25 protein-coding genes are annotated in these 22803 nt (G+C 41.0%); 10 read left to right on the top strand and 15 right to left on the bottom strand.

The features are described 5' to 3' along the window. Positions 1–71: 71 nt before the first annotated feature. The 3 genes from ABWV45_RS08970 to ABWV45_RS08960 all read left to right on the top strand — a co-directional run bounded on the left by ABWV45_RS08970 (position 72) and on the right by ABWV45_RS08960 (position 4081). The gene (locus ABWV45_RS08970) at positions 72–962 is read left to right on the top strand and encodes a diguanylate cyclase (RefSeq protein ID WP_353350804.1); all 891 of its coding nucleotides are present in this window, start codon (positions 72–74) and stop codon (positions 960–962) included. Positions 963–1039: 77 nt separating this feature from the next. Further along, positions 1040–1309 (top strand): hypothetical protein, encoded by a 270-nt coding sequence (locus ABWV45_RS08965; RefSeq protein ID WP_353350802.1) that lies wholly within the window; start codon positions 1040–1042, stop codon positions 1307–1309. A gap of 9 nt (positions 1310–1318) precedes the next feature. After that, the gene (locus ABWV45_RS08960; protein WP_353350800.1) at positions 1319–4081 is read left to right on the top strand and encodes an insulinase family protein; all 2763 of its coding nucleotides are present in this window, start codon (positions 1319–1321) and stop codon (positions 4079–4081) included. Positions 4082–4286: 205 nt separating this feature from the next. Here ABWV45_RS08960 and ABWV45_RS08955 read toward each other — a convergent pair whose 3' ends face one another. After that, positions 4287–4595: a hypothetical protein gene (locus ABWV45_RS08955; protein ID WP_353350798.1), complete on the bottom strand. Its 309-nt coding sequence runs from the start codon at positions 4593–4595 to the stop codon at positions 4287–4289. 78 nt (positions 4596–4673) lie between these two features. Next, positions 4674–5891, bottom strand: coding sequence for an argininosuccinate synthase (locus ABWV45_RS08950; protein WP_353350796.1), 1218 nt, complete (start codon positions 5889–5891; stop codon positions 4674–4676). A gap of 168 nt (positions 5892–6059) precedes the next feature. On the opposite strand from ABWV45_RS08950, the gene ABWV45_RS08945 reads away from it, so the two are divergent. Then, positions 6060–6389, top strand: coding sequence for a hypothetical protein (locus tag ABWV45_RS08945; RefSeq protein WP_353350794.1), 330 nt, complete (start codon positions 6060–6062; stop codon positions 6387–6389). A 196-nt stretch (positions 6390–6585) separates the two neighbouring features. Here the strand turns inward: ABWV45_RS08945 and ABWV45_RS08940 are convergent, their stop codons facing one another. Genes ABWV45_RS08940 through ABWV45_RS08930 form a run of 3 tightly spaced genes read right to left on the bottom strand, consistent with a single transcriptional unit; the run spans position 6586 to position 10475 of the window. After that, complete coding sequence (locus tag ABWV45_RS08940) at positions 6586–7248, bottom strand: alpha/beta hydrolase (protein ID WP_353350793.1); 663 nt, start codon at positions 7246–7248, stop codon at positions 6586–6588. 9 nt (positions 7249–7257) lie between these two features. Further along, on the bottom strand, positions 7258–9768 hold the full coding sequence (locus ABWV45_RS08935; protein ID WP_353350791.1) for an ABC transporter permease: 2511 nt from the start codon (positions 9766–9768) through the stop codon (positions 7258–7260). A 20-nt stretch (positions 9769–9788) separates the two neighbouring features. Further along, positions 9789–10475 (bottom strand): ABC transporter ATP-binding protein, encoded by a 687-nt coding sequence (locus ABWV45_RS08930; RefSeq protein ID WP_353350790.1) that lies wholly within the window; start codon positions 10473–10475, stop codon positions 9789–9791. A 214-nt stretch (positions 10476–10689) separates the two neighbouring features. Between ABWV45_RS08930 and ABWV45_RS08925 the strand changes: the two genes are divergently transcribed. The 3 genes from ABWV45_RS08925 to ABWV45_RS08915 all read left to right on the top strand — a co-directional run bounded on the left by ABWV45_RS08925 (position 10690) and on the right by ABWV45_RS08915 (position 12675). Further along, a complete protein-coding gene (locus tag ABWV45_RS08925) occupies positions 10690–11814 on the top strand; it encodes a GGDEF domain-containing protein (protein ID WP_353350788.1) in 1125 nt (374 codons plus the stop codon). 69 nt (positions 11815–11883) lie between these two features. Next, positions 11884–12258 carry a YkgJ family cysteine cluster protein gene (locus tag ABWV45_RS08920; protein ID WP_353350786.1) on the top strand — a complete coding sequence of 125 codons (375 nt, stop codon included), beginning with the start codon at positions 11884–11886 and terminating at the stop codon, positions 12256–12258. Between the two features lie 45 nt (positions 12259–12303). After that, positions 12304–12675, top strand: coding sequence for a hypothetical protein (locus ABWV45_RS08915; RefSeq protein WP_353350784.1), 372 nt, complete (start codon positions 12304–12306; stop codon positions 12673–12675). Between the two features lie 13 nt (positions 12676–12688). On the opposite strand, the gene ABWV45_RS08910 is transcribed toward ABWV45_RS08915, so the two are convergent. The 8 genes from ABWV45_RS08910 to ABWV45_RS08875 all read right to left on the bottom strand — a co-directional run bounded on the left by ABWV45_RS08910 (position 12689) and on the right by ABWV45_RS08875 (position 18974). Continuing rightward, positions 12689–13003: a GFA family protein gene (locus tag ABWV45_RS08910; RefSeq protein WP_502914674.1), complete on the bottom strand. Its 315-nt coding sequence runs from the start codon at positions 13001–13003 to the stop codon at positions 12689–12691. Positions 13004–13125: 122 nt separating this feature from the next. Continuing rightward, on the bottom strand, positions 13126–14007 hold the full coding sequence (locus ABWV45_RS08905) for a lysophospholipid acyltransferase family protein (RefSeq protein WP_353350782.1): 882 nt from the start codon (positions 14005–14007) through the stop codon (positions 13126–13128). A 431-nt stretch (positions 14008–14438) separates the two neighbouring features. Continuing rightward, complete coding sequence (locus ABWV45_RS08900) at positions 14439–14876, bottom strand: hypothetical protein (RefSeq protein ID WP_353350781.1); 438 nt, start codon at positions 14874–14876, stop codon at positions 14439–14441. Between the two features lie 55 nt (positions 14877–14931). Further along, complete coding sequence (locus ABWV45_RS08895) at positions 14932–15303, bottom strand: MerR family transcriptional regulator (protein ID WP_353350779.1); 372 nt, start codon at positions 15301–15303, stop codon at positions 14932–14934. A 484-nt stretch (positions 15304–15787) separates the two neighbouring features. After that, positions 15788–16243, bottom strand: a complete 456-nt coding sequence (locus ABWV45_RS08890) for a hypothetical protein (RefSeq protein ID WP_353350777.1) — start codon at positions 16241–16243, stop codon at positions 15788–15790. A 71-nt stretch (positions 16244–16314) separates the two neighbouring features. Further along, a complete protein-coding gene (locus ABWV45_RS08885) occupies positions 16315–16956 on the bottom strand; it encodes a class I SAM-dependent methyltransferase (RefSeq protein WP_353350775.1) in 642 nt (213 codons plus the stop codon). A gap of 2 nt (positions 16957–16958) precedes the next feature. Then, on the bottom strand, positions 16959–18038 hold the full coding sequence (locus ABWV45_RS08880) for a murein transglycosylase domain-containing protein (protein WP_353350773.1): 1080 nt from the start codon (positions 18036–18038) through the stop codon (positions 16959–16961). Between the two features lie 165 nt (positions 18039–18203). Continuing rightward, positions 18204–18974 carry a TatD family hydrolase gene (locus ABWV45_RS08875; RefSeq protein ID WP_353350771.1) on the bottom strand — a complete coding sequence of 257 codons (771 nt, stop codon included), beginning with the start codon at positions 18972–18974 and terminating at the stop codon, positions 18204–18206. A gap of 277 nt (positions 18975–19251) precedes the next feature. Between ABWV45_RS08875 and ABWV45_RS08870 the strand changes: the two genes are divergently transcribed. From ABWV45_RS08870 to ABWV45_RS08860, 3 genes are all read left to right on the top strand, one after another. Next, complete coding sequence (locus tag ABWV45_RS08870; protein ID WP_353350769.1) at positions 19252–19638, top strand: hypothetical protein; 387 nt, start codon at positions 19252–19254, stop codon at positions 19636–19638. Positions 19639–19706: 68 nt separating this feature from the next. Next, a complete protein-coding gene (locus ABWV45_RS08865; protein WP_353350767.1) occupies positions 19707–20423 on the top strand; it encodes a tRNA1(Val) (adenine(37)-N6)-methyltransferase in 717 nt (238 codons plus the stop codon). A gap of 37 nt (positions 20424–20460) precedes the next feature. Then, positions 20461–21261 (top strand): glucosaminidase domain-containing protein, encoded by an 801-nt coding sequence (locus ABWV45_RS08860; protein ID WP_353350765.1) that lies wholly within the window; start codon positions 20461–20463, stop codon positions 21259–21261. A gap of 9 nt (positions 21262–21270) precedes the next feature. On the opposite strand, the gene rlmF is transcribed toward ABWV45_RS08860, so the two are convergent. Both rlmF and msrA read right to left on the bottom strand, forming a co-directional pair. Beyond that, positions 21271–22176, bottom strand: a complete 906-nt coding sequence (rlmF, locus tag ABWV45_RS08855; protein ID WP_353350763.1) for a 23S rRNA (adenine(1618)-N(6))-methyltransferase RlmF — start codon at positions 22174–22176, stop codon at positions 21271–21273. Further along, positions 22176–22796, bottom strand: coding sequence for a peptide-methionine (S)-S-oxide reductase MsrA (gene msrA, locus ABWV45_RS08850; protein ID WP_353350761.1), 621 nt, complete (start codon positions 22794–22796; stop codon positions 22176–22178). Before msrA ends, rlmF begins: the two co-directional genes overlap by 1 nt. Positions 22797–22803: the final 7 nt, after the last annotated feature.

Below are 22803 nucleotides of genomic sequence, written 5' to 3'. Positions count from 1 at the left end.
ATGAGTTCTACTTCAAATAAAACCTTGATCTTGGGCTATAGTTTAATGAAACACATACGCTAGAAGCACTAATGGCAAGAATTTTAATCGTTGATGATGTCCCTGCTAACCTTCAAATCCTCAATGTACACCTGACGGATGAAGAGTATGAGGTCATCGAGAGTCAATCAGGTCAGCATGCTTTAGAGGTATTAGCAAAAGACCCTGAACTAATCGACCTTGTCTTGCTCGATGTCATGATGCCCGTTATGAGTGGACTGGATGTGCTCGCCCAGATCAAGCGCAACCCTCTAACCGAACATATCCCTGTTATATTAGTAACCGCCAATGCCGATGACCAAAAAGTCGCTGAAGGGCTGGACATGGGTGCCTTTGACTACATTATCAAGCCCTATAGCCTAGTTGTTTTACTAGCCAGAGTCAGAGCGGCCCTCAGAGAAAAAGAGCGGCAAGACCTTTTGGAAAAGTGGGCCACCACCGACCCTCTCACCGAGCTTATGAACCGCCGCCACTTCTTTGAGCTGGCCGACCGTGAACTAGAACAAACTCGCCGATCAAGTCGGCCTCTGTCGTTTATCATGGTGGATATCGACTACTTCAAACAAGTAAACGATGTTCATGGCCACCTTATAGGTGATGCGGCATTAATCAAACTGGCGGAATTATTAAAAGATCAACTCAGAAAAGTCGACTTTTGCGGGCGCTATGGCGGTGAAGAATTTGTCCTTTGCCTTCCTAATACCCCTGCTAAAGGGGCGTTTGAAGTGGCTGAGCGCATTCGAGATGCTCTCGCACACATAAAAATAGATACCCCAAAGGGAGGTCCCCTCACCTTCACCATTAGCTTAGGAATTGCTCAAAATAACAATGACAACAAAGTAGAAGATATTCTCAAACGAGCCGACAAAGCCCTATATGAGGCAAAAGAATCAGGCCGCAACCAAACTAAAACCGCAAACTAACATCAAATAGAATCATTGGTCGTGACGCCTTTCATAATGGGTTAGAATCCCCGTTTTACTCTATAAGACAGACTACCGTGAACAAAGAAAAAGCCTTCAACCGAATTGCCAGTGCCACTATTAAAGCGTTAAAGGAACAAGCCGAGATGGGTAAGGTCAATGCTAAGACCACTGAAACGGTCTATCAAGCCATCGAAACTGCCTTCAACAAAGAATACATGGCTTTATTCGAAAAGCTTGATGACAGCAAAACCGCTTTAGAGTTTATTGCCAATGGGCAAGATTTAAACATAGAACAGGCAACCAAGCTGGCTCAACAAACCCTGAGCAAACTTGCTGCTAAATAAGGAGTATTCATGCCATCACGCAATCGCACGTTTTTCTTTGCCATCTTTTTGGCGATTGTATTTAGCTTCTTTCGCGGCACTTTTGATCCTCAGCCGATTTCCAGTAGCCAAGACACCAAACAGTACCGCTATCTCACCTTAGAGAATCAACTTCCGGTACTACTGATCAGTGATGACAAAGCTGATCACGGTGCAGCCAGCTTAGACGTGCACGTAGGCAGTTTACAAGATCCCCAACACCGCCCTGGCTTAGCCCATTTTTTAGAACACATGCTATTTTTAGGCACTAAAACCTACCCAACTGCAGGTGACTACCAAAGCTACATTAGCCAACATGGCGGAAGCCATAATGCATTTACCGCAGCGGAACACACCAACTACTTCTTTCAAGTGAATTCAGACAAACTTGAAGGCGCACTGGATCAATTTAGCCGTTTTTTTTACGAGCCATTATTTACCGAAGAATACGTTCAACGCGAAAAAAATGCCGTTAATAGTGAGTATCAATCAAAATACCGAGACGACTATCGCCGCATTCAATACGTGAATAAGGCACTAATGAATCCACAACACCCTGCCAGCCACTTTGCAACAGGCAGCTTAGATACCCTAAGCGATAACGATACCAGTAACGTACGAGACGACCTTATTCAATTCTATCAGCGTTATTACAGTGCAAATCTAATGACACTAGTGATATACGGGCCTCAATCCTTAAATCAATTAGAAAACTGGGCAACAACACTGTTCAGCCCAATCAACAACTCCCAAGCAAGCATCGACAACTATCCAAGTGAGTTATATAGCGAATTACCACTGGATGTCTCTGTTGTACCGGTTAAACAATTACTCAACTTAAACTTTGTGTTCCCATTAAACGATGGCGTAAGTGACTACAAGAAAAAGCCCACTCAGTATATTGGCCACCTGTTAGGCCATGAAGGTGAAGGCAGCTTATTAGCTTGGCTAAAACAAAAAGGTTGGGCTGAGGGGCTGGGTGCTGGCGTTGGGAACACCATGAAAAATAACAGCACATTACAAGTGAACATCAGCCTGACGGAACAAGGGTTAAATCACATAGATGAAATCAGTGCCCAATTATTTGCTTACATTCGTCTCATTAAACAACAAGGTATTGAGCAATGGGTATTTGACGAAGAAAAACAATTAAGCCATTTACAATTCACTTTTGCTCAAGGACAAAGCCCTGCCAGCTTAGTGCAACAATTAAGCATGGGGATGCACGAATACAAAGTAATCGATATTCTACAAGGCCCCTACTTATGGGAAGAATTTGATCCGCAGCGCATTCTTAATTTACTTGAAAAATTAACACCAAAAAACGTCATTCGCACATTGGTTGCGCCTAATGTTACGACCGACAAAACTGAAAAATGGTTTGCAGCACCCTATGCCGTGACCCCCCTTTCAACTGAGCGCCAAGATACTTGGATGAGCGCAGAACTCGCGCAAGGATTACATCTGCCAAAGGAAAATCCATTTATTCCTGATGATATCAGCATTCTGGCGGATACCAATGAAACTCACCCAAAACTACTCACACAAGAAAAGGCCATACAACTTTGGCATCTACAGGACACCAGTTTTCATGGGCCGCAAAGCAGCATCTATGTAAATTTGCGCTCACCTTTAATCAAACAAAGTGCCCACAACCAAGTGATGCTAGATGCATGGGTTAAATTATTAAACGATCACCTAAATAGCTTTAGCTACCCTGCACTTCTGGCTGGGCAAGAGTACAGCTTATATGGACACATGCGTGGCCTAGGCATTCGCCTGCACGGTTACCGTGATAAACAAGATGTGATTCTTGAAAAAATCAGCACAGAGCTCACCCAATTTGAAGCCAATGAACAGCAATGGCAACAAGCTCAACAAGAGTTAGTACGTGCCTATGAAAACGCGTTAAAACAAAAACCTTATGAGCGCGCTATTGCCCAATTATCACAACATTTCATCCAGCCCAACTTTGACGAACAAGCTTTATTGGATGCCGTTAATCATGCCAAGCTGTCAGACGTAATTGAATTTAGTAAGCAATTTTTTAATGAATTAGAGGTTGTGGTACTCGGTCACGGCAATATAGATCAAGCTCAACTGTTAAACGCAAATAAAACCATCAAAAAACACATCATGCAGCACAGCCACACCGTTAGTGTACCTCGTAAGTTTGTAGAGCAACTTCCTACTGGCTTAACCAAACAGCAAATAAACGCTCAGCACAGCGACAACGCTATTACATGGTACGTACAGGCCAAAACAGATACTTTAGAAGAACGCGCCACCATAGGCCTGCTAGGACAAATTATCAAAGCCCCTTATTACACTTACATGCGTACCGAACAAAAATACGGCTACATTGTCTTTGCTACACCTTACCCAATGCTTGACCAAGGAGGGCTTGCGTTTATTGTGCAATCTCCCACAGCTAACTCTGCATTGCTAATGAGCGAAAGTCAGCAGTTTTTAGCAAATTACGTTCAAACAATTCGTGACATGAGTGACGAAGACTTTAGTGCTCATCAGCAAGGTCTAATTAATAATCTATTGAAAAAGCCATTAAACTTGAGTGAAAAAACTGGAAAGTTTTGGAGTGAAATTGATCGTGATAACCACGAATTTAATACACAAGCGACATTAGCCGAGTACATATCCAAACTAAATAAAGCGGAAGTAGCCGACTACTTAGAGCAACATGTACTGGCACAAACCAGTAAAAGTTTATTACTGCATTACGATGGTAATAAATAACCTCATTAAGGGGTTACTTAAAACTAAGGGGCCAATGGCCCCTTTTTTTGAGGCTTTCAATCATTCTGCTGACTACACCTCTTGGCTATTTCCAAATCAGAAATAATGTTAACGGTTCTGTATCTACAACCTCCAACAATGCCCAATAAAAAGCCGACTTATACAAGTAAGATTTCTCGTTTCGAGTCCAACTAAAAACCGAAGATTAACGGATACATCTGATTTTTTGCATAAATACGTAGACGTTTGTTGTAAGCGGTTGCCCATTATTATAGGTGGTAATTTTATCAACCTTTGAGGTCATAACGCCTTCCATTGAAAATTTAGATGAACCACAAGCTTCAGTTGCTAGATCAGTGATTTCTGTTACCCGTTTTTGTTTATCCCCGACACTGAATGCATTCATTCTAACAGTAATATCAAACACGCTTGGGTCAGAGGTTTCTTTGTAATTACCAACTGTCGAACAGCCAGTAATTGAAAATACGACTAACACTAATAATAGTTTTTTCATTAATACACCTTTTGTGCCCAAAAAAATGCCCCGCTTCTTTCAAAGCGAGGCTTCTGGCTATTACTCTAATCTGAGGGATTAAAGTAAATCACGACCTTTTTTAGCCGCTGTGCGTAAACGCAATGCATTTAGCTTAATGAAGCCAGCAGCATCTTTTTGATCATACGCACCGGCATCATCTTCAAATGTTGCAATGCTTTCATCAAACAAAGAGTCGTCAGACTTACGGCCAACAACTGTTACGTTACCTTTGTACAATTTCACTTTAACCGTACCGTTTACATAGGTTTGAGTCTCATCAATGGCCGCTTGTAGCATTTTACGCTCTGGGCTCCACCAGTAACCGTTATAAATCAGTTCTGCGTAGCGTGGCATCATTTCATCTTTTAGATGAGCGGCATCACGGTCAAGGGTAATAGACTCAATAGCACGGTGAGCACGTAACATAACGAAACCTGCAGGGGTTTCATAACAACCACGGGCTTTCATGCCCACGTAGCGGTTTTCAACAATGTCTGTACGACCTATGCCGTTTGCACCAGCCACCTTGTTTAAATATTCCATGATTTCAGCGGCTGACATGTCTTTGCCATCAATCGACACTGGATCGCCATTTTTGTAACCAATTTCTAGGTAGGTAGGCTCATCTGGGGCGTTTTCAGGGGCCACAGTCCATAGCCACATGTCTTCTTCTGGCTCGTTCCATGGATCTTCGAGGATATCGCCTTCATATGAGATGTGCAGTAAGTTCGCATCCATGGAGTAAGGCGACTTTTTGCCTTTTTTCTTCTCAACTTGAATACCGTGTTCATCACAGTATGCCATTAGCTTTTCGCGGCTATTCAAGTCCCATTCACGCCAAGGAGCAATTACCTGAACACCCGGCATCAGTGCATAAGCACCAAGCTCAAAGCGCACTTGGTCATTACCTTTACCAGTTGCACCATGGGAAATCGCATCTGCACCGGTTTCTTTAGCAATCTCAATTAAACGCTTAGCGATTAATGGACGTGCAATTGAAGTACCTAAGTAATACTCACCTTCGTAGATGGCATTTGCACGGAACATTGGGAAGACGAAATCGCGGGCAAATTCTTCACGTAAATCATCGATGTAGATCTCTTTAATACCCATAGCTTCAGCTTTAGCACGAGCAGGCTCTACTTCTTCGCCCTGACCTAGGTCAGCAGTAAAGGTTACGATTTCAGCTTGATACTCTTCTTGTAACCATTTTGCGATAACAGAAGTATCTAAACCACCGGAGTAAGCCAAAACAATTTTATTGATCTTGGACATATAATGCTCCTAAAGGCATAAAAGACTGGTTAAAAAAACACCAGAACACTTGAAAAAATAAGGGGGCATATTCTACCGAGAATACTGGCCTTACGCCAGTATTGGGCTAATGTTCAATAAACAACATGACTGTTTATGACTAAATTATTTTTCTAACTGAGGTGACGCATGAAAATAGTGCTTTTTTTCATTTTGTGGAGCTTGCTTACTCCTTTGAGCCTAGCCGCTGACTTAGACAGCACCAACATCAAAGGCTTTCAATTCAGTTACCTAGATGTTGAAAAAAACTGTGAAGCCAAACGAGAGGGTCGCCAGTCCCTATCCATAGAGTGTAAAGGCGACAAGCTAAAACCGGTATCTAGAAGCTGTAGTGGTTACATATCCAGAGGACTAGAAAGTGCCAAGCTCAGCTGTGGTGGCGCCTTATGGGTGTTAAATCAGCGTTGCAAAATAGAAATGCGCGGTGCAAATAAAGGGGAAATTAACTGTAAACTTTAGAAAGCCTTTATCTAAGATAACACGCTTATTTGTCACATTTTTGCGCAAAACAGGGAAAAGAAAGTTAAGCCTTACTAACGCAACAAAGGCCTATTTATCTGGCAATTACAAATAAATATGAGGCCGTGACATCATATTACGCTTAAGCATATTGCTTAAATACAAGTAAGCTATTGTTATAAGCTGGCCTTCTAAGTTAGCCCAAGACCTGATTAATGACTCTTTGCAAGTCCTTCACTTGAGAAGGAGTCACTGTATGAGCCATACGGTATTGATTAAAGCTAGGTGTAAATCCGGCTACTTCTAATAAACCTACGGCTCTTTGCCCTAATTCAAAGGGCACCACATCATCCTCTGTACCATGACTCACCCAAATAGGTGTTTGTTTAAATTGGGCTTGTTCAATGGTTTCTGGGTTTCCGATATAAGTGCTCATAGGAAACGCTGCTGCTAATTGGTGGGAGCAGCGAAACAGCGTCTCATAGGTTACGGCCCCTCCTTGAGAGAACCCCGCAAGAATAATACGATCACTGGGAATACCCTTAGATATTTGACCTTGTATCATATCTAACACGGCCTCACTGGATGCTAATAAATCCCCTTTCACGACACTTCGCTCGTGGCCATGAATCTCTAAGTCATACCACGCTGTCATGGGCATGCCTCCATTTAAAGATACAGGGCGCATAGGGGCGTGAGGAAAAATAAAGCGCATGTGAATACTGTCATCCAGTTTCAACATATCGGCCAACGGTGCTAAATCATCACCACTAGAACCTAGGCCATGCAACCATATCATCACTGCATTGGCAGGTTTTATAGGTTCAATCACAATGGTTTGTAATTTAGAGTTGGTCATAACTTCTCTTTAAGCAATATCTTGCAATAACTGACGTGGGGACGCTTTAAGTACATCTCGATTGGCCCAAAAGCCACTAATGAGAATACTGGTTAACGCCAAAACAGGAATACCCAGCCACAATGAAACATGGGCACGCCAACTCACATCAAAAATAAATACATACAAGGTTAAACTAATAGCCTCAAACGAGGCAATGGCCAAAATACTCGCTACCAGTGCTAGTGTTATGTATTCGCTACGGATACGTGAGCGAATCATGCCTTCGCTAGCACCAAACGTGCGATATAGAGCGGCCTCGTGTTTACGCAGGCTTAGCGTACTTAATAAGGTTGCAAACATCAGCACCATGGCACACACCAGTACTAGCGCAAGAATGGCCTCCACCGCTACACTGGTTTGCGCCAAAATTTCTCGAACTTGTTTTAGTATTTGGTCAATTTCGATAATTGTAATGGCTTTAAACCGCTGATTCATTTCAATTAACCAACGACTATCGTTTGGTGGCAAATAAAAACTGTTTATATAGGTATGATGAAATGCATTTAGTACTCCATCTGCAAACACTACGTAAAAGTTAGGTCGAATATTTTCCCATTTTACTTCTCGTAAATTTTCAACTGTTGTGACGATATCCCTACCAGCAATATTAAAGGTAACTTTATCACCCAGTTTGACGTTTAATCGCTTAGCCAATTGAGCCTCCAAAGAAATACCATTTTGGTCAACCGATTGTCCATTAAACCAAGATCCTTCAACTAGTGTCTCGTCTTGTGTTAATTGGCTATTCCAAGTTAAATTCAATTCACGACGAATGGCGTTTGGACCGGTATCGTCAGGAAATAACTCACTGACGTTTACACCATTAATATGGCTTAAACGACCACGTACCATTGGATAAAACTCACTATAAGCTAGGCCTTTGTCATCCAGCGCCGCTGCATAATCATCTTTGCTTTCTGGGAATATATTAATGGCAAAATGATTAGGCGTATCCGCTGGCACCTGTTGTTGCCAGTCATCAAATAAGTCCCCACGCACTAACCAAATAAGCGCCACCGATGTAAAGATAAATGCAAAAGCGGCCACTTGAGAGCGAGCATAATATTGATGCCGACTTAACTGCGTAAGCCCTACCGTCATGAAATTTGGTAAGTATTTTTGCACCTTAACCAAGGCATTTAACAGTAAAGTGGAAAGTACGCCATACACTAATAATAAAACCGCCAGTCCCACTACAAATATCACCGACAACCAAATACTGCCCGAAAGCAAATAAGCTAATGCCAACATGATGACCACCGCCAAAACAAAAAACACATTAGCTTTAATTGATTGAGGCGCTAATTCGCGACGTAATACCCGCACAGGGCTCACTTGGTTTAAATTTAAAATAGGCGCAAGGGCAATTAAAATGAGTACTAAAGCCGCACACACCAAACTTATTAAAACCGGTAATAATCGAGCTGGCATTAAGTCTTTAGGTAATATATCAGCCACGGTTTCCAACAATATAAAGTGTAAAGCAAAACCCAAAGTCGCTCCTAACACGGCTCCCACTAACGCAGTAAACACCAGTTTATAAATAAACAGGTTTCGAACCTGCGCACTGGATGCCCCAAGACACCGAAACAACGCCGCTGTATTGTAGTGACGTTCACTATATCGTTTAGCACACAAGGCGATGGCCACCGCAGCTAATAACACACTGATTAAACTGGCTAGGGATAAATATTGCTGGGCTTTTTGCAAAGCATTGCCCACATTATTTTGGCTTTCTTCTATCCCTGCCAAGCGATCGGCTTTGCTAAGTTGTGGTTTTAGCCAATCGACAAATTGGCTTAATTGAGCTTCATCACCGGTAAAATATTGTTTATAAAATATCCGGCTACCTTCATTAACAACTCCAGTCTTAGGTACATCGGAATAGGACATCAATAATTGACCAAAAGGACTAAACAAACTACCGGAGCGGTCGGCGTCTTGTTGTAAGATTCTATCAATGGTGAATACCGCATCCCCTATTTCTATAGAGTCGCCAATATTCACCCTGAGTTTTTGTAAAATACGCTCTTCCGCCCATACAGTTCCCGGCTCGGGAGCTTGAGAGATCAGCTCAACCTGTGTGCGTTCATCTGCATAAAAGCCATTAGCCACTTGGTTATAGCCCTTCAATGGGTAGTTGTCCTGTACCGAACGTACGCGAATTAATTGCAATTGATCATTAGCAAATGCCATGGTCGAAAACCCCATAGCCTGTGACACATCAAGTCCGAATGATTTCGCTTGCTCAGCGTATTCGGGGGCAAAAGCACGAGTACTGTGTAAGGTTAAATCCCCTGCTATTAGCTCACTGGCGCGATAATGCATGGTACGCGATAAACGATCACTAAAACTGGAAATCATGGACATACTTAATGCGGCTAATAACGTGGCAATAACAAGTAAGCGGGTTTCACTGCTGCGAAGGTCGTTAAGCCAATGTTTGTATGCTAATAATCCAACTTGATGTGTTTTCATCAGAATTCCTTTGAATTAGATTACTGCGAAAAAGAAACAGCTGGCGTTTCTAGCAACTGGCCGTCTTGCAAATGTACTTGTCGCTGACAGCGCTTTGCTAAAGCTTCGTCATGGGTAACCAAGATCAAGGTGGTATTAAGCTGGGTATTTAAATCAAACAATAAGTCTTCAATCATCTCGCCTGTATGCTCGTCTAAGTTACCCGTTGGCTCATCAGCAAATAAAATATCAGGTGAACAGGCAAAAGCGCGAGCAATGGCAACCCGTTGCTGCTCACCACCACTTAGTTGGTTAGGTTGATGCTCTAAACGTTCAGCTAACCCGACTTTTTCTAACCAGTCAGTAGCGGTTTTTTTAGCATCTACGTTTGTACCACTTAACTCCAGAGGCAGCATCACGTTATCCAGTGCACTTAGATGAGGTAACAACTGGAAATTTTGAAATACAAAACCCACATGCTGTTTACGGATACTGGCCCGCTCATCTTCACTCATACCACTTAAGTCTTGCCCTTTAATGTAAACATGGCCACTTGTCGCTTTGTCCAACCCTGCTAATAAGCTCAACAATGTGGATTTACCTGAGCCACTTTTCCCCACAATGGCCAACGTTTCCCCCGCATTTACAGCCACATTGACATCACTCAAAATAGCTAGAGTTTGCTCACCTAATGTGAGCGACTTACACAGGTTTTCCACTTTAATCATATAAATACAAATCCGCAGACATAAACATCATTAACAATAGGCGTTATTGCCCATATCAGATCACTTATTAGATGGAAAATTCAAGCTAATTTACCTTACTTTGCAGCAAAATCAGACTAACCTTAAAGTTAAACATTCATGTAATGTACATAAACCTTATAGCGTTACTGCATAATAAGGGTGCTGATCAATCATGTTTCATTGGGTGATATAGATGGAATGGCTTAACCTTCCTAAATTGAACAACAGACTAACCCCGGAACAAAAAGCATTATTTGATTCTGAAATTCGTAAACAGCAAATTAATAGCTCCCGTTTATTTACGATTGGTATATTGCTCTTATCTTTGCTCTTTTTAATCCCTGATGCGTATTTATTCCCAGAAGACTTCACTAAAATCGCCAGCATACGCATTTCAATCGTACTATTTTGCACCATTGCCACGCTATTTATTCATCGCTTAAGTATTAACCATGCTTATTTAGTACTGGCGTTCTCTGTTTTTAGCTACAACTTAGTAGTGGTGTATATCAGCGTACTACTTGCCGATAAAGGCATATATGCTTACCAGCAAGGCACTGTGCTACTCATTATATTTTGCTGCACCTTATGTCAGGCCCCCTTTTTACTAACCGTCATCATGACAACGGCCTGCTGGGTCAGCTATCTATTCAGTACCGCATTACTGTCCGAGCCAAATATCTCTGTAATTTTCAATAACACCATTATATTTATTATCGCTTCTTGCTTAGGGCTATTATCCGTCGCTTACAGAGAACACTACCTGTTAGGTTATTTCATATCGTCACAAAAACTAAAAGCCCAAGAACAACAGTCTAAGCATCAATCCCTTACCGACCCACTAACAGAACTGCCTAATCGGTTATCCATCATGGCCAAAATCGAAAAGTACGCCCACCTGATCCCACAAGATATGATTGTAATGATGGCCGACGTCGATGACTTCAAAAAACTGAACGATCAATTTGGTCATAAAAAGGGTGACATCGCTCTTAAGTTAATTGCTTACTCACTGAGTGAAACTTTAAAACCTAAAAACGGCTTTGTTAGCCGCTATGGCGGCGAAGAGTTTCTGATTATCATTGAAAATACCACCCGAACGGAAGGTCAAATGATAGGGGAAGCTTTAGTACAATCCGTTAAAACCATACATCACGAAGAACTACCAAAACTTAGCATCTCCATCGGTGGTTACCTCACCACGGGGAATGAAAACAGCATTAATGATTGCATCGAGCGGGCCGATCAAACCCTGTTAAAAGCCAAGGCTAAAGGAAAAGAATGCTTCCTATTAAACCGTCGTGAATACTCAAATTAACCAACAAACCCAAGCAGTCAATCACGACATTGCGTACACTGCACCCACATACCTCAATATACATAATTCATGAAAGACTGTAACGCCTGCGGGAAGTGCTGTATAAAATACGGAAACGGTGGACTATCAATCAGCAATCAAGAATTGCAAACATGGATAGATGACGCTCCTGAAATTGCCAAATACGCCCATAATGGCGAAATTTGGTTTGACCCACACACCAAGGCGTTACTCAATGCCTGCCCATGGTTAGAAAAGCAATCAAACAGCTCAGCCTATACCTGTGCCATATACCATAACCGACCAGACGATTGCCGTTACTACCCCAGCACACTAGATGAAATGATCCGTGACGACTGCGAAATGATCGAAGCTAAAGACACTCGCAACCCAAAACAAGCCCAAAAGGATTTACAAATCATCATGAGTGATAGTTGGAACTAACCAGCCTATGCTAAAATAAGCACAGAAATTAATTCGGAAAGCCACATGCAAATATATCTACTTGTTGCCTGCGACCGCCTAGAAGACGCACAAGAAGCCCAACTTAAAACCAACCTACCCGCCCTACAATCAGCCTTGCAAACCTATGCAGAAACCCATGCCGACAAAGGCGTCAGTTTAATCAATGAATGCGACAGTGAATACTGTGAAGATTGGCTACTTGGTATCAGTCAAGGTGCTAAAAAAAGCATACACCTTAAATTTCCAGTTAACTTGTTTAACGATTTAGCCAAACAGTACGACATTGATTGTGAGGTCGGTACCATGGAAAACAATAAACGTGAACCTGTGAGTTATTTTGGTAAAGAAGAAGGCAAAGGGGATTCGTTTTTAATTGCCCAATATATGGGTCTGTAGCGTATTGCTGTAGCTATTTGCTTTTATGCGCAATTTTATGAGCATTGTGCTCCCAGTTTTGCCCATCAAATTCAGTGATGTTGACTACCAACCCATCAGTATCTAAACAGTGAACATTCACATCTATGCCATCTGGATTCGAGCGTGGCGTGTAAAACGGTTTAACCCCGCAAATGTTACAAAACGTGTGCTTAGCCACACCCGTGTTAAATGTATAGGTCGATAAAAACTCACTTCCACTGTGCAGCTTAAACTTGCTTAAAGGCACGATTAAATGCAGGTACCCAGATTTTTTGCAAATAGAGCAATTACAATAATCGGCCTTTATTACCTATGGAGCGTCTACTTCAAACCTAATTGCTCCGCAGTGACAACTTCCTTGATGATGCATATTATTTCTTTAAATTTTTCAAATATTTAACTTCAAGCACCCATAAGGGTTGAGCGCTATCAGTACAACTTTGTGCCATCGGGTTGCCTGCGAAAACGCTTATATACCCATTGATATTGCTCAGGGCAGTCTTGAATACATTCTTCTATGCTTTGATTAAGCGCCGTAGCCGAAACTAATAAATCTTTATTACGAATCTCATCATTTGCAGGCTTAAGCACCACGCCGTAATTACCATCATCTAATCGCTTAGCGTAACAACACAATAAATACGCCGGTGTTTTTCTAGCTAAGTCGCCGATAAGTTTTCCGGTTAATGCTTGCTGGCCAAAAAACGGGGCAAACACGCCGCTTTTTAGGCTGGGCTCTTGATCAGGCAAAACAGCAATAACCCCTTTGTTTTTTAATAACTTAAATAATTTAATCACACCACCTTTATCCGCTGGCACTAGCCCCACATCCACTCGTTTTCGAGTTTTAAATATAAATTTATCCAAGGCTGGGATTTTTGGCGCTTTATACATAACCGTCATAAATAGATGTTGACGGAAAAAGTGATTTAATAACTCCCAATTACCCAAATGAGGCGCAATCAGAATAATACCGTTTTGATCATCAAGCGCTTTTTGCAAATACTCCATGCCTTCAACTTGGGTAATTAATTTATTTACCTTAGGGATAGGCCACATCCAAGCAACCCCCATCTCTCCATAGGTTTTACCCAATGCGATCAAGCTACTTTTAGCAAGCTTTTGACGTTCTTGTAAGGTTTTTTCAGGAAAGCAAAGCTCAAGGTTTTTCATAACCACCTTGGCAGAGCCACTGCGGCTATACCATAACATTATGCCGATTAACCAACCGACACCATGAGCACCACCAAGGGGTAAAAGCGACACTAATCGGATAATCCCAATCATTAAATACACAGCTGCTGATTTCAAACTACATCTCCTAAAGTGGGGTTTATCGACTGTAAATACATGTCTTCGTAAAGGCGAGGATTAATATACATAACGTAGATAAGCACCTCCGATAAACCGATATTAACTGTATAAAGTAACAGCCTAAATACCAATATGGATAGTCGGTAAAAAGCGCCATATATCACTAAAACAACCACAATCCCTTTGGACTATTAAGTGGGTGTATAAATATGACATATGACGCAGTGCTTATTTATAGAATCCGTGCACAAAAATATAACATAACCCACATATCACATTGGGGTTTATTACTTAGTGTCACCCTTGTGACTTCCAAACTCAACAAAATACCACTTTATAAACCTTGTTAAATCGATTCCGTATGAAAGACGTATTTTAATACACTAGAGAATAGCTTGGGAGTGAATTACTCCCTTCAAAATCAACGGTTAGTCTTTGCTATTAAGTAACGTCTTAGGTGATTTTCCTTGAGAATAAAAGTATCCAAAAAATTGCACTACACCCCAAGTTATTTCAGGCACAAAAAATAGCCACAATATGCCCGTTATGTCATAAGCTAAAAGATAAAAGAACATGTTAAACGAAAAGAGAAACCGAGCAATACTATCATATAGACCAAAAATGGGCTCTGGGTTAGCAATTCTAAGAGCCGACCATACAAGAATAACGCTTCCCATTAAATTAAGAAAAAATAGATGAAAAGGTAAAAACTCAGGAAAAGAACCAGAAAATGAAAATTGCGTATGAATGCTCGATAGCATATATATATTCAACGACACTAATACAGGAAACGCAAATCCAAATGTCGTTAACACATCATAAATGGCGCTGGCTCTAACTATTTTTTTATAAGCCGATTTATTCATTATACCCTCTTTATTAACTCACAATTAAGTTTGAAAAAAGAGTATAAGCTTTGCCCTATAGGGCAGAGTCAACATTACAAATGGTAGTTTTTAATTCATTTTGTAACTGTAATAGCTGGTTATCCATTAAATTCAGTTTATTAAGCTCTATTTTTAGCTGATCACGCTTTACCCTGATTGCATCAATTATGACCGATGCAGGTAGCCCCCGCTTTATATTCACTCCTTCCATCAGTGCCTTTAATTCTGAAAGCTTAAACCCCAAGTCTTGTGCTCTTTTAATCTGCTTAACTGTTTCTATGTATGTATGATCATAAATCCTATATTTTCCCTTTCTCACTGGTTCGGGTATTAATCCAATGGATTCATAAAATCTAATTGTCTTAGGTGTGGTTCCAGTTAGTTCAGAAAATTTACCAATATACATTGTATGACCTTACCCTTGATACTTATCGTCTGAATCATCGATTAGGTGAAATGACCGCTTTTTTGACACAATCATATTTAACGAAAGGTTTCACGATCAAACCCCTAGCCTTTTATCACCTCACAATACTACAAACCCTATGACACTCAATAAATTTTTAACCACAACCGAATGGCAATCGATTCTATTGAAGATACCTTACTGGTAAGCAAATTTGGTGGGGGAATTAGATTGGTTTAAGCAAAAACAAAGGTGGGATTACAGCCAGTTTTAGTTGCGCTCAGGCCAAGGGAGATTGACACCTTTAAGTAATATAAAAGGCGCCAACAATCTTGTACCGGCTCATACCTTACAACGAATATTCGTTATATGAATACAGAGCAAAGTGAGCAGTAATGAAATGCCACGTTACAATTAATGGTATTAAATTATTAACAGCTGATTTAACCGTCTACCACAACACTATGTAAGTATCTGCCATACATCACATATCTTGTACCGACAAAGCCGTTCGAGCTGTTTTAATTTTTTCTTGCTTCTCAATATCTAATAAATTTTGAAAAACCGATTTCGCATCTGAGGAATGAGAGCTTTCTACCATGTTTTCATACAGCTCGATGAAGTAATCATCTAACTTTAGCGCCATAGCAACCACTTCATCAACACTCATTTGATCATTTATTGCAATGCCGGACAACACATCCGTAAGGTCTTGATCGGGCACATACTGAAACCAACTGTCTAGCACCTTTTGGCTTTTGTCTTGCTCAAAATCACACAGCATCTCTTCGAGGTGCTTTTCATGGCGCTGCAAATAATCCAGCAACATTTTTACTCGTTCTTGAGTGTGTTGTTGGCTCATATCCGCATACAATTGACTAATTTGTTGATGAAGGCGTCGACTGTGATCGACCACATCTTTCACTGTCTTATAGTGCATAATTCTCACCTCAATCCGTGTACATCTAGTATAGACACTATTTCAGCAAGCACCGTTAGATTAAACTGATCTTATAAGCGGTGATGATAAATATGAATGGTTTTATGCTCGTCAAATCCACCTATATTAGGCAGGGTTTCCCCATCAATACTGGCTACAGGGCCATATTCACTGAGTTTGGTTTGAGCACGGCTTTCAGCCCAAATCACACCAAGCTCTTGATTAAATAAGGTTTGTGCTAGTCCGTGATTTCTAGGGTCGTACAGTACATCCCCCACTAAAATGATATCCACACCTGAAAGTTCATCTAGGCTCGTGGCTACTTCAAGGTTCAATTTGTTTAAAGCAGCATTAGCTGTACAGGCTTGCAAAGCGGCGGGGTCAATATCCACAGCTATGGCTCGTTTAGCCCCTGCTTTTAAAGCGGCCAATGCTACCACTCCACTGCCTGCACCAAAATCGGCGATTACTTTGCCTTCAACTAATTGAGGATTCGACAATAGATATTTAGCCAATGCACGACCACTTGACCATACAAAGGCCCAGTATGGCATGTTGCTCCAAATTGCCTCCACTTGGGCTGGACTAAAATCTTGTGACTGGGGAACCTCCATCAACCAAAGTGTAAGCGCTATATCTTCAACCGATATGGATGCTAACTGGGATTGAAACAACTCAGCCACTTGTTGGTTTAATCGGTCAAATTCATTCATGCTTAATACTTTTTTTGGAAGGCCAATACTTTTTCCACATAGCGTCTGGCTTCGTGGCTTGGCTGGTGCTTACGTAAACGCCATAAAACATCCGCAGGCGATAAACTATTAATACGCTGAATCGCTTGTTTTCGGCTACTATGAAAGGTTTTGAACACATTGCCAGCGCCACTATTGTAAGCGCTAATAATGCAATACAACTGGCTCGTTGGGTGTTTAATTTTAGATAAATAACGGTCTCGTAAAATCTTCAAATACGCACTGCCAACAGTTATATTATTTTTTGCATTAAATAAATAATCTCGGCTGGGCTTTCCGGTTTTTTTAAGTACCTTTTGAAACACATCCGCACCAGCAGTGGAGGGGATAATTTGCATTAATCCATAAGCATTTGCATGACTGACAGCAAATGGATTAAACCCGCTTTCAGTTTCGATGATCGCTAGAATAAGAGATTCAGGTAAATTAAATCGGTTACTTGCTTCGCTAACCCAAGCTTTCACCCCTTTTGCCGCCACTTCAGTATGATTACTGACCATGGGAATATTGACCCAGTAACGCACTCCATTAGAAGTCTGTTTAACATTCAGCTGGTTATTTAATAAATACTGGGCAAATTGTTTGGCTCGCCATTCATATGCAATGGATTTACCCGATTGATCTAAGACTTGCCCAAGCAAAAACGGTTTACCAGAAGCTGAAACCTTGCGCGCAGAAAATAACTCCACCGCAGCAGGATCATCTGGCGTTAATAAGGCGGTGACAATGGCATTACTTAATTGTTTTTTCGGCTCACTAGTGGCTAACGTTTCTACTACTAACTGCCCTTTTTCGAAATCGACTGTTGCTCGGCTTAAATAATCATCTAAGTACTTAACATATGCCTTTTGGCTAGCAAAACTGGCTTGCTCTCCCCAATGTTGGTTAACTTGATCGTTAAAGAAGGCGTATTCAAGTAACAAAGCCTGCACGTCATCTGGCAGCTGAGCAAAATTAGAAGGCAGTACGCTACTGACTGCCGAGATTGGCACGCAGATCCATACACTTATAATGACAACAAGCGCAACAAATTTATTCGCCATTTAGCTTCACTTTAATACTCTCACATACAAAAAACCCAGATTTTCATCTGGGGTTTAGATTAGAGCTAGTTTAACCTATCGAGCTTGGCAACGTCATGCAGATAAGCTTAAAACTGGTATTTCAATCATAAGCCCTATTCCATCATCTAAACCTTCTGCAAAGTATCATCCTGCAGGTTTGCCTACTATTGAGTAAAAATTTTGACGACTCACATCTTGTATATGATCGATGCTTTGCCCCCTTAAATTAGCAATATAATGCGCTATTCTGGGGACGTTCAAGGGTGTATTAACCTCATTACGTGCAAATGCTGGCGGCATATCTGGGCTGTCCGTTTCTAGGGTGAACCCGTCATCCGGTAAAGCGGCCACCATTTTATGCATGGCTTTAGCCCGCTCATAGGTCAAAGCCCCGCCTAACCCTAAAACAAACCCTTGCTCTATATAACGCTTAGCTTGTTGAAGTGAACCAGAAAAACCATGAATAAACCCGCCATGTTGAAATTTAGCCCGTTTCACTTCACTGATGATTTGATCATGGGCTTTTCGGCAATGTATGACCAAAGGTAAACTGTATTGTTTCGCTATCTCCACTTGAGCTGTGAAGTAAAAGTATTGTCGTTCAACGCTATCCGGTGAAAGCATAAAGTCTAATCCGCACTCACCTATTGCATGTGGTTTGTACTGAATCACGTATTTTTCTAATTGTTCAAGGTGAGATGCGTCGTGTTCCGCCAAGAAAAACGGATGTAGACCTAAAGCGACACGCACCAAGTGAGGATATTGATTTTTCAGCGCTATTACATCAGGGAAGAGTTCCACTTGAGTTGCAGGAACTAAAATAGCCTCGAAATTATGAGCCAGTAAGTCTGGCACCAATGCATGCGCATCAAGTGCTTTGAAGTTCAAATGGCAATGACTATCAACCCAACCCAAACCGACCTCCTATCCCTTTAAAACTAAATCTAACAAGGAGTTTGTCACGTATATTCAAGTATGAACACTTGAAGTTTAATGTGTTAGCACTATGTTCTATATAAGGACCAATACAAAGGACTTAATATTCCGGCGGTTTGGTCGATAGTATTAATAACAACGCCAAAGCTTTCAGTTCGAAAGTGTTATTGATATTAGGGATTTAGGCAGGGTTTTTGCACTTGTTTTATATGTAGTCAATAACTAGCCGATCCTAGGGCGCCCGAGGAGGTAAGCCATGGATATCAGCAAACAAGAATTACGTGACCAAATTATTCACCCAACCCTTGAATATTTGAACAAAGGCGGCACAGCTGTCGAAAATCTACTTGTCGCCATTGCCACCCAAAAACAACTTCATCCACATAAGAAGCAGTCCAATCAAAAAGGGTTAGGCCCTTATGGCATAGATAGCTACACACACCAATTAATATGGGATAAGTATTTGGCATTTCATCCAGATTTAGCCAGTCGCATTCGAGGGCTTGCGTCCCAGCGAGCATTCTTAGAAGATCCTCACAGTGAATTGGCCACCAACCTGTGTTATGCAACGGCCATCGCATGGGTGTTATATATCCTTCATCCACAAGAGTTGGCTCACTGCACCAGTAAAAGTGCCTGCTAAATAATCACATTAAAGCTTACCTAAATACCCTTAGACTTTTATACTAAGGGCTTTTTTTGGGTTGCATTTTGTCCAACAGCTTTCAATTTAAACAATTCAAGATTCAGCAGGATCAATGCGCAATGAAGGTCAGCCTTGATGCCTGTTTATTTGCTGCTGTTTGCGATGTATCAAACGCTAAACGAGTTTTAGATATTGGTGCCGGAACCGGATTATTATCCTTGATGCTTGCTCAGCGCACGCCAGCGGAAATTGAAGGGGTTGAACTGGACCCTAGAGCCTATCAACAAGCTCAACAAAATGCTTTACAAAGCCCATTTCATAATCAAATCGAACTATTCAACTGCACCATTCAAGATTTTCAAACAGCATATAATCACAAGACATTTGATACTATTATCTGTAATCCGCCATTTTTCTCTGGTCAACTCGAAGGCCCAAATACACAACGGAACCTTGCAAGGCATAATTCACAATTAAGCTTTGAAGATTTAAGTAATGTTATTGCTAAGTTTTTAACACCTACAGGTAAAGCTTGGTTATTACTGCCTCCTGATGAACAGGAATACTTTAATCAATATGCCAAGCAACATGGTTTACATTTACAAAGCCACACTCAAATCGTGCCTCGTAATAATAAACCCTCAAAATTGGGAATTTGGGTTTATTCTCTTTTACCATGCGAAGACATAGAAAAAGACAACATCACTATTTACCAGTCACAAAGCAACGAATACACACAAAAATTTAAAGGCTATTTAAGCGACTATTATCTAAAACTGTGAACTGATAGACTACTAAAAATTTTTAATAGGATCAGTTATGAGCACTTTTTATAGCATTGTTTTAGTTAGTTTATTGTTGCTGTCATTTTTGACGGGGTACTTTTTCCCCAGCAATAATCAACAAGTACAAATACAAACCCAATACAAAACCGATGGTTTTACTCCGTCTAGCTCGATGCCTGATTTTTCCAATTACCAAGATGTTAAAAAGAAGAAAAACGATTTCTTTTCTTTTTTATTACCTAAGGTAAAACAATCAAATGACAATATCTTAATCGAGCGTCGAGGCGTTTTTGAATTACAATCTGCACTGCCTAATTTAACTCAAGCTCAGTTAACGACTTTGTCTCACCTAAAAGATAAATACAAAGTGGACTCTGAGGACAATCACTCTTCTATTAATGAATTAATCAAACGTATCGATATTATTCCCGCTTCATTAGCTCTGGCACAAGCAGCCAATGAATCTGCATGGGGAACCTCTCGTTTTGCGCAAAAAGGCAACAATTTATTCGGCCAGTGGTGTTATGTAAAAGGCTGTGGACTTGTTCCAAAACAAAGAACAAGTAGCGAGCGCCACGAGGTAGCTAAGTTTAAAGATATATTAGCATCCATTGAAAGCTATATGCGCAACTTGAATTCACAAGCCGCTTACGAGAAATTACGTGATTTAAGAGCAGAAGCTCGGGAAGATGAAAGCATGATAACGGGTATTTCATTAGCAAAAGGCTTATGGAGCTACAGTACTCGTCGCGAAGCGTATATCCATGAAATACAGGCCATGATTCGCCACAACAACCTACAACAATTTAATCGCACCATACGTGATAGCGAATAATAAACTCAACTAAAAACGCCAGGCAATAAATCGGCTGATTTTATTGCCTTGCTTCATTGGCACTTCTTTAAACTGCCCATTAAGTTTGTTTAACAACCGCTTAATATGCGCAATAGTTTCCTTTTTAGACACCAAGCAAGTAAACCAACCAACTTGCTGTTGAAACATTTTTGATTCACAAATCATGTCGGCAATAAATCGTTTTTCACCACCCTGACACCACAATTCATTCCCTTTACCTTGAAAATTAAGCGTTTTAGTTTGCTCTATTTTCTTTAGGTTCGATTGTCGTTTTTGCTTATTACGATTTAGATTAGTATTTTTTCGCTCGCTGCCTGCCATTGCCGCAGCGCGAGATTCATGGAAAGGAGGGTTACATAAAGTCACGTGATAATATTCGCCAGGCATAATGATATTTTCAAATACTTTATTGCTATCTGGCTGTTTACGAACTTGAATGTTTAAATTTAAGCTTAAGTTACGCTGAATATTGTCTTCGGCGCTTTTAATCGCCCCTGAGTCAATATCGCTTGCTACCATATTCCAATGTAAATGGCGGCTTGCCAGTAACGGATAAATCAAATTGGCACCGGTGCCGATATCCAGCCCAGTTATACCTTTGTGTTGTGATATTTCAGAGGATAAATGGGATTGTAAGAACTCATCTAAAAAACACAGATAATCTAAACGACCGGGGATAGGTGGACATAAATACCCTGCTGGAATATCCCAATCCAATAAACCATAGTGCAGCATTAACAACGCTTTGTTTAATAGCTTAACGGCTTTATCGTTAGAAAAATCAATCGTTAAACGATCATGTTTGGCCTTAATAATGAAAGGCGTTAACTCAGGTAACACCCGAGTTAGCGCGTCCATATCATAACCGTTTTGGTGGGGATTACGTGAATGCATTAAACAAACGGCACACCGGTTCCGCCCAAGCCACAATAGCCATTAGGGTTTTTATGAAGATATTGCTGGTGAGTATCTTCGGCAAAATAAAACGACTTGGCTTTGATAATTTCAGTGGTAATGGCCGGCAAACCGGCCTTAGATAAATTCTCTTGATAAAGTTTTAAACTTTTCTCTGCAAACATTTTTTGCATATCATCTTCCCAGAAAATCGCCGAACGATACTGAGTACCTTTATCATTCCCCTGAGCCATTCCCTCGGTTGGGTTATGGCTTTGCCAAAAGATTTCAAGCAGAGTCCAAAAATCAGTGATTTCTTGATTAAATACCACCATGACGGTTTCCGTGTGTCCTGTTTGTCCTGAACATACTTCTTCATAGGTTGGGTTCTTAGTAAAACCACCCATGTAACCAACCGCAGTACAATACACACCGGGGGTTTGCCAAAATAAGCGCTCGGCGCCCCAGAAGCAGCCCAAAGCGAAAAATGCTTTTTTCGCATGAGTTGGCCACGGGCCTTCCATTGAACGACCAAATACTGCGTGTTTATGCGTAATGGGCATTTTATCTGCACGACCAGGCAAGGCCTGATCTTTTGTAATCATGGTTTGCATACCCATAAACTTT

Source organism: Oceaniserpentilla sp. 4NH20-0058 (assembly GCF_040371755.1).
Taxonomy (GTDB): Bacteria; Pseudomonadota; Gammaproteobacteria; order Pseudomonadales; family Oceanobacteraceae; genus Bermanella.
Note: the sequence above shows the minus strand (reverse complement) of the source record. Positions and strands in the feature narration are given on the sequence as shown.

Excerpts from the sequence above, each read along its gene's own strand:
- ABWV45_RS08970 (WP_353350804.1), top strand. The coding sequence starts at position 72 with ATGGCAAGAATTTTAATCGTTGATGATGTCCCTGCTAACCTTCAAATC.
- ABWV45_RS08960 (WP_353350800.1), top strand. The coding sequence starts at position 1,319 with ATGCCATCACGCAATCGCACGTTTTTCTTTGCCATCTTTTTGGCGATT.
- ABWV45_RS08955 (WP_353350798.1), bottom strand. The coding sequence starts at position 4,595 with ATGAAAAAACTATTATTAGTGTTAGTCGTATTTTCAATTACTGGCTGT.
- ABWV45_RS08950 (WP_353350796.1), bottom strand. The coding sequence starts at position 5,891 with ATGTCCAAGATCAATAAAATTGTTTTGGCTTACTCCGGTGGTTTAGAT.
- ABWV45_RS08945 (WP_353350794.1), top strand. The coding sequence starts at position 6,060 with ATGAAAATAGTGCTTTTTTTCATTTTGTGGAGCTTGCTTACTCCTTTG.
- ABWV45_RS08940 (WP_353350793.1), bottom strand. The coding sequence starts at position 7,248 with ATGACCAACTCTAAATTACAAACCATTGTGATTGAACCTATAAAACCT.
- ABWV45_RS08935 (WP_353350791.1), bottom strand. The coding sequence starts at position 9,768 with ATGAAAACACATCAAGTTGGATTATTAGCATACAAACATTGGCTTAAC.
- ABWV45_RS08930 (WP_353350790.1), bottom strand. The coding sequence starts at position 10,475 with ATGATTAAAGTGGAAAACCTGTGTAAGTCGCTCACATTAGGTGAGCAA.
- ABWV45_RS08925 (WP_353350788.1), top strand. The coding sequence starts at position 10,690 with ATGGAATGGCTTAACCTTCCTAAATTGAACAACAGACTAACCCCGGAA.
- ABWV45_RS08920 (WP_353350786.1), top strand. The coding sequence starts at position 11,884 with ATGAAAGACTGTAACGCCTGCGGGAAGTGCTGTATAAAATACGGAAAC.
- ABWV45_RS08915 (WP_353350784.1), top strand. The coding sequence starts at position 12,304 with ATGCAAATATATCTACTTGTTGCCTGCGACCGCCTAGAAGACGCACAA.
- ABWV45_RS08900 (WP_353350781.1), bottom strand. The coding sequence starts at position 14,876 with ATGAATAAATCGGCTTATAAAAAAATAGTTAGAGCCAGCGCCATTTAT.
- ABWV45_RS08895 (WP_353350779.1), bottom strand. The coding sequence starts at position 15,303 with ATGTATATTGGTAAATTTTCTGAACTAACTGGAACCACACCTAAGACA.
- ABWV45_RS08890 (WP_353350777.1), bottom strand. The coding sequence starts at position 16,243 with ATGCACTATAAGACAGTGAAAGATGTGGTCGATCACAGTCGACGCCTT.
- ABWV45_RS08885 (WP_353350775.1), bottom strand. The coding sequence starts at position 16,956 with ATGAATGAATTTGACCGATTAAACCAACAAGTGGCTGAGTTGTTTCAA.
- ABWV45_RS08880 (WP_353350773.1), bottom strand. The coding sequence starts at position 18,038 with ATGGCGAATAAATTTGTTGCGCTTGTTGTCATTATAAGTGTATGGATC.
- ABWV45_RS08870 (WP_353350769.1), top strand. The coding sequence starts at position 19,252 with ATGGATATCAGCAAACAAGAATTACGTGACCAAATTATTCACCCAACC.
- ABWV45_RS08860 (WP_353350765.1), top strand. The coding sequence starts at position 20,461 with ATGAGCACTTTTTATAGCATTGTTTTAGTTAGTTTATTGTTGCTGTCA.
- rlmF (WP_353350763.1), bottom strand. The coding sequence starts at position 22,176 with ATGCATTCACGTAATCCCCACCAAAACGGTTATGATATGGACGCGCTA.
- msrA (WP_353350761.1), bottom strand. The coding sequence starts at position 22,796 with ATGGGTATGCAAACCATGATTACAAAAGATCAGGCCTTGCCTGGTCGT.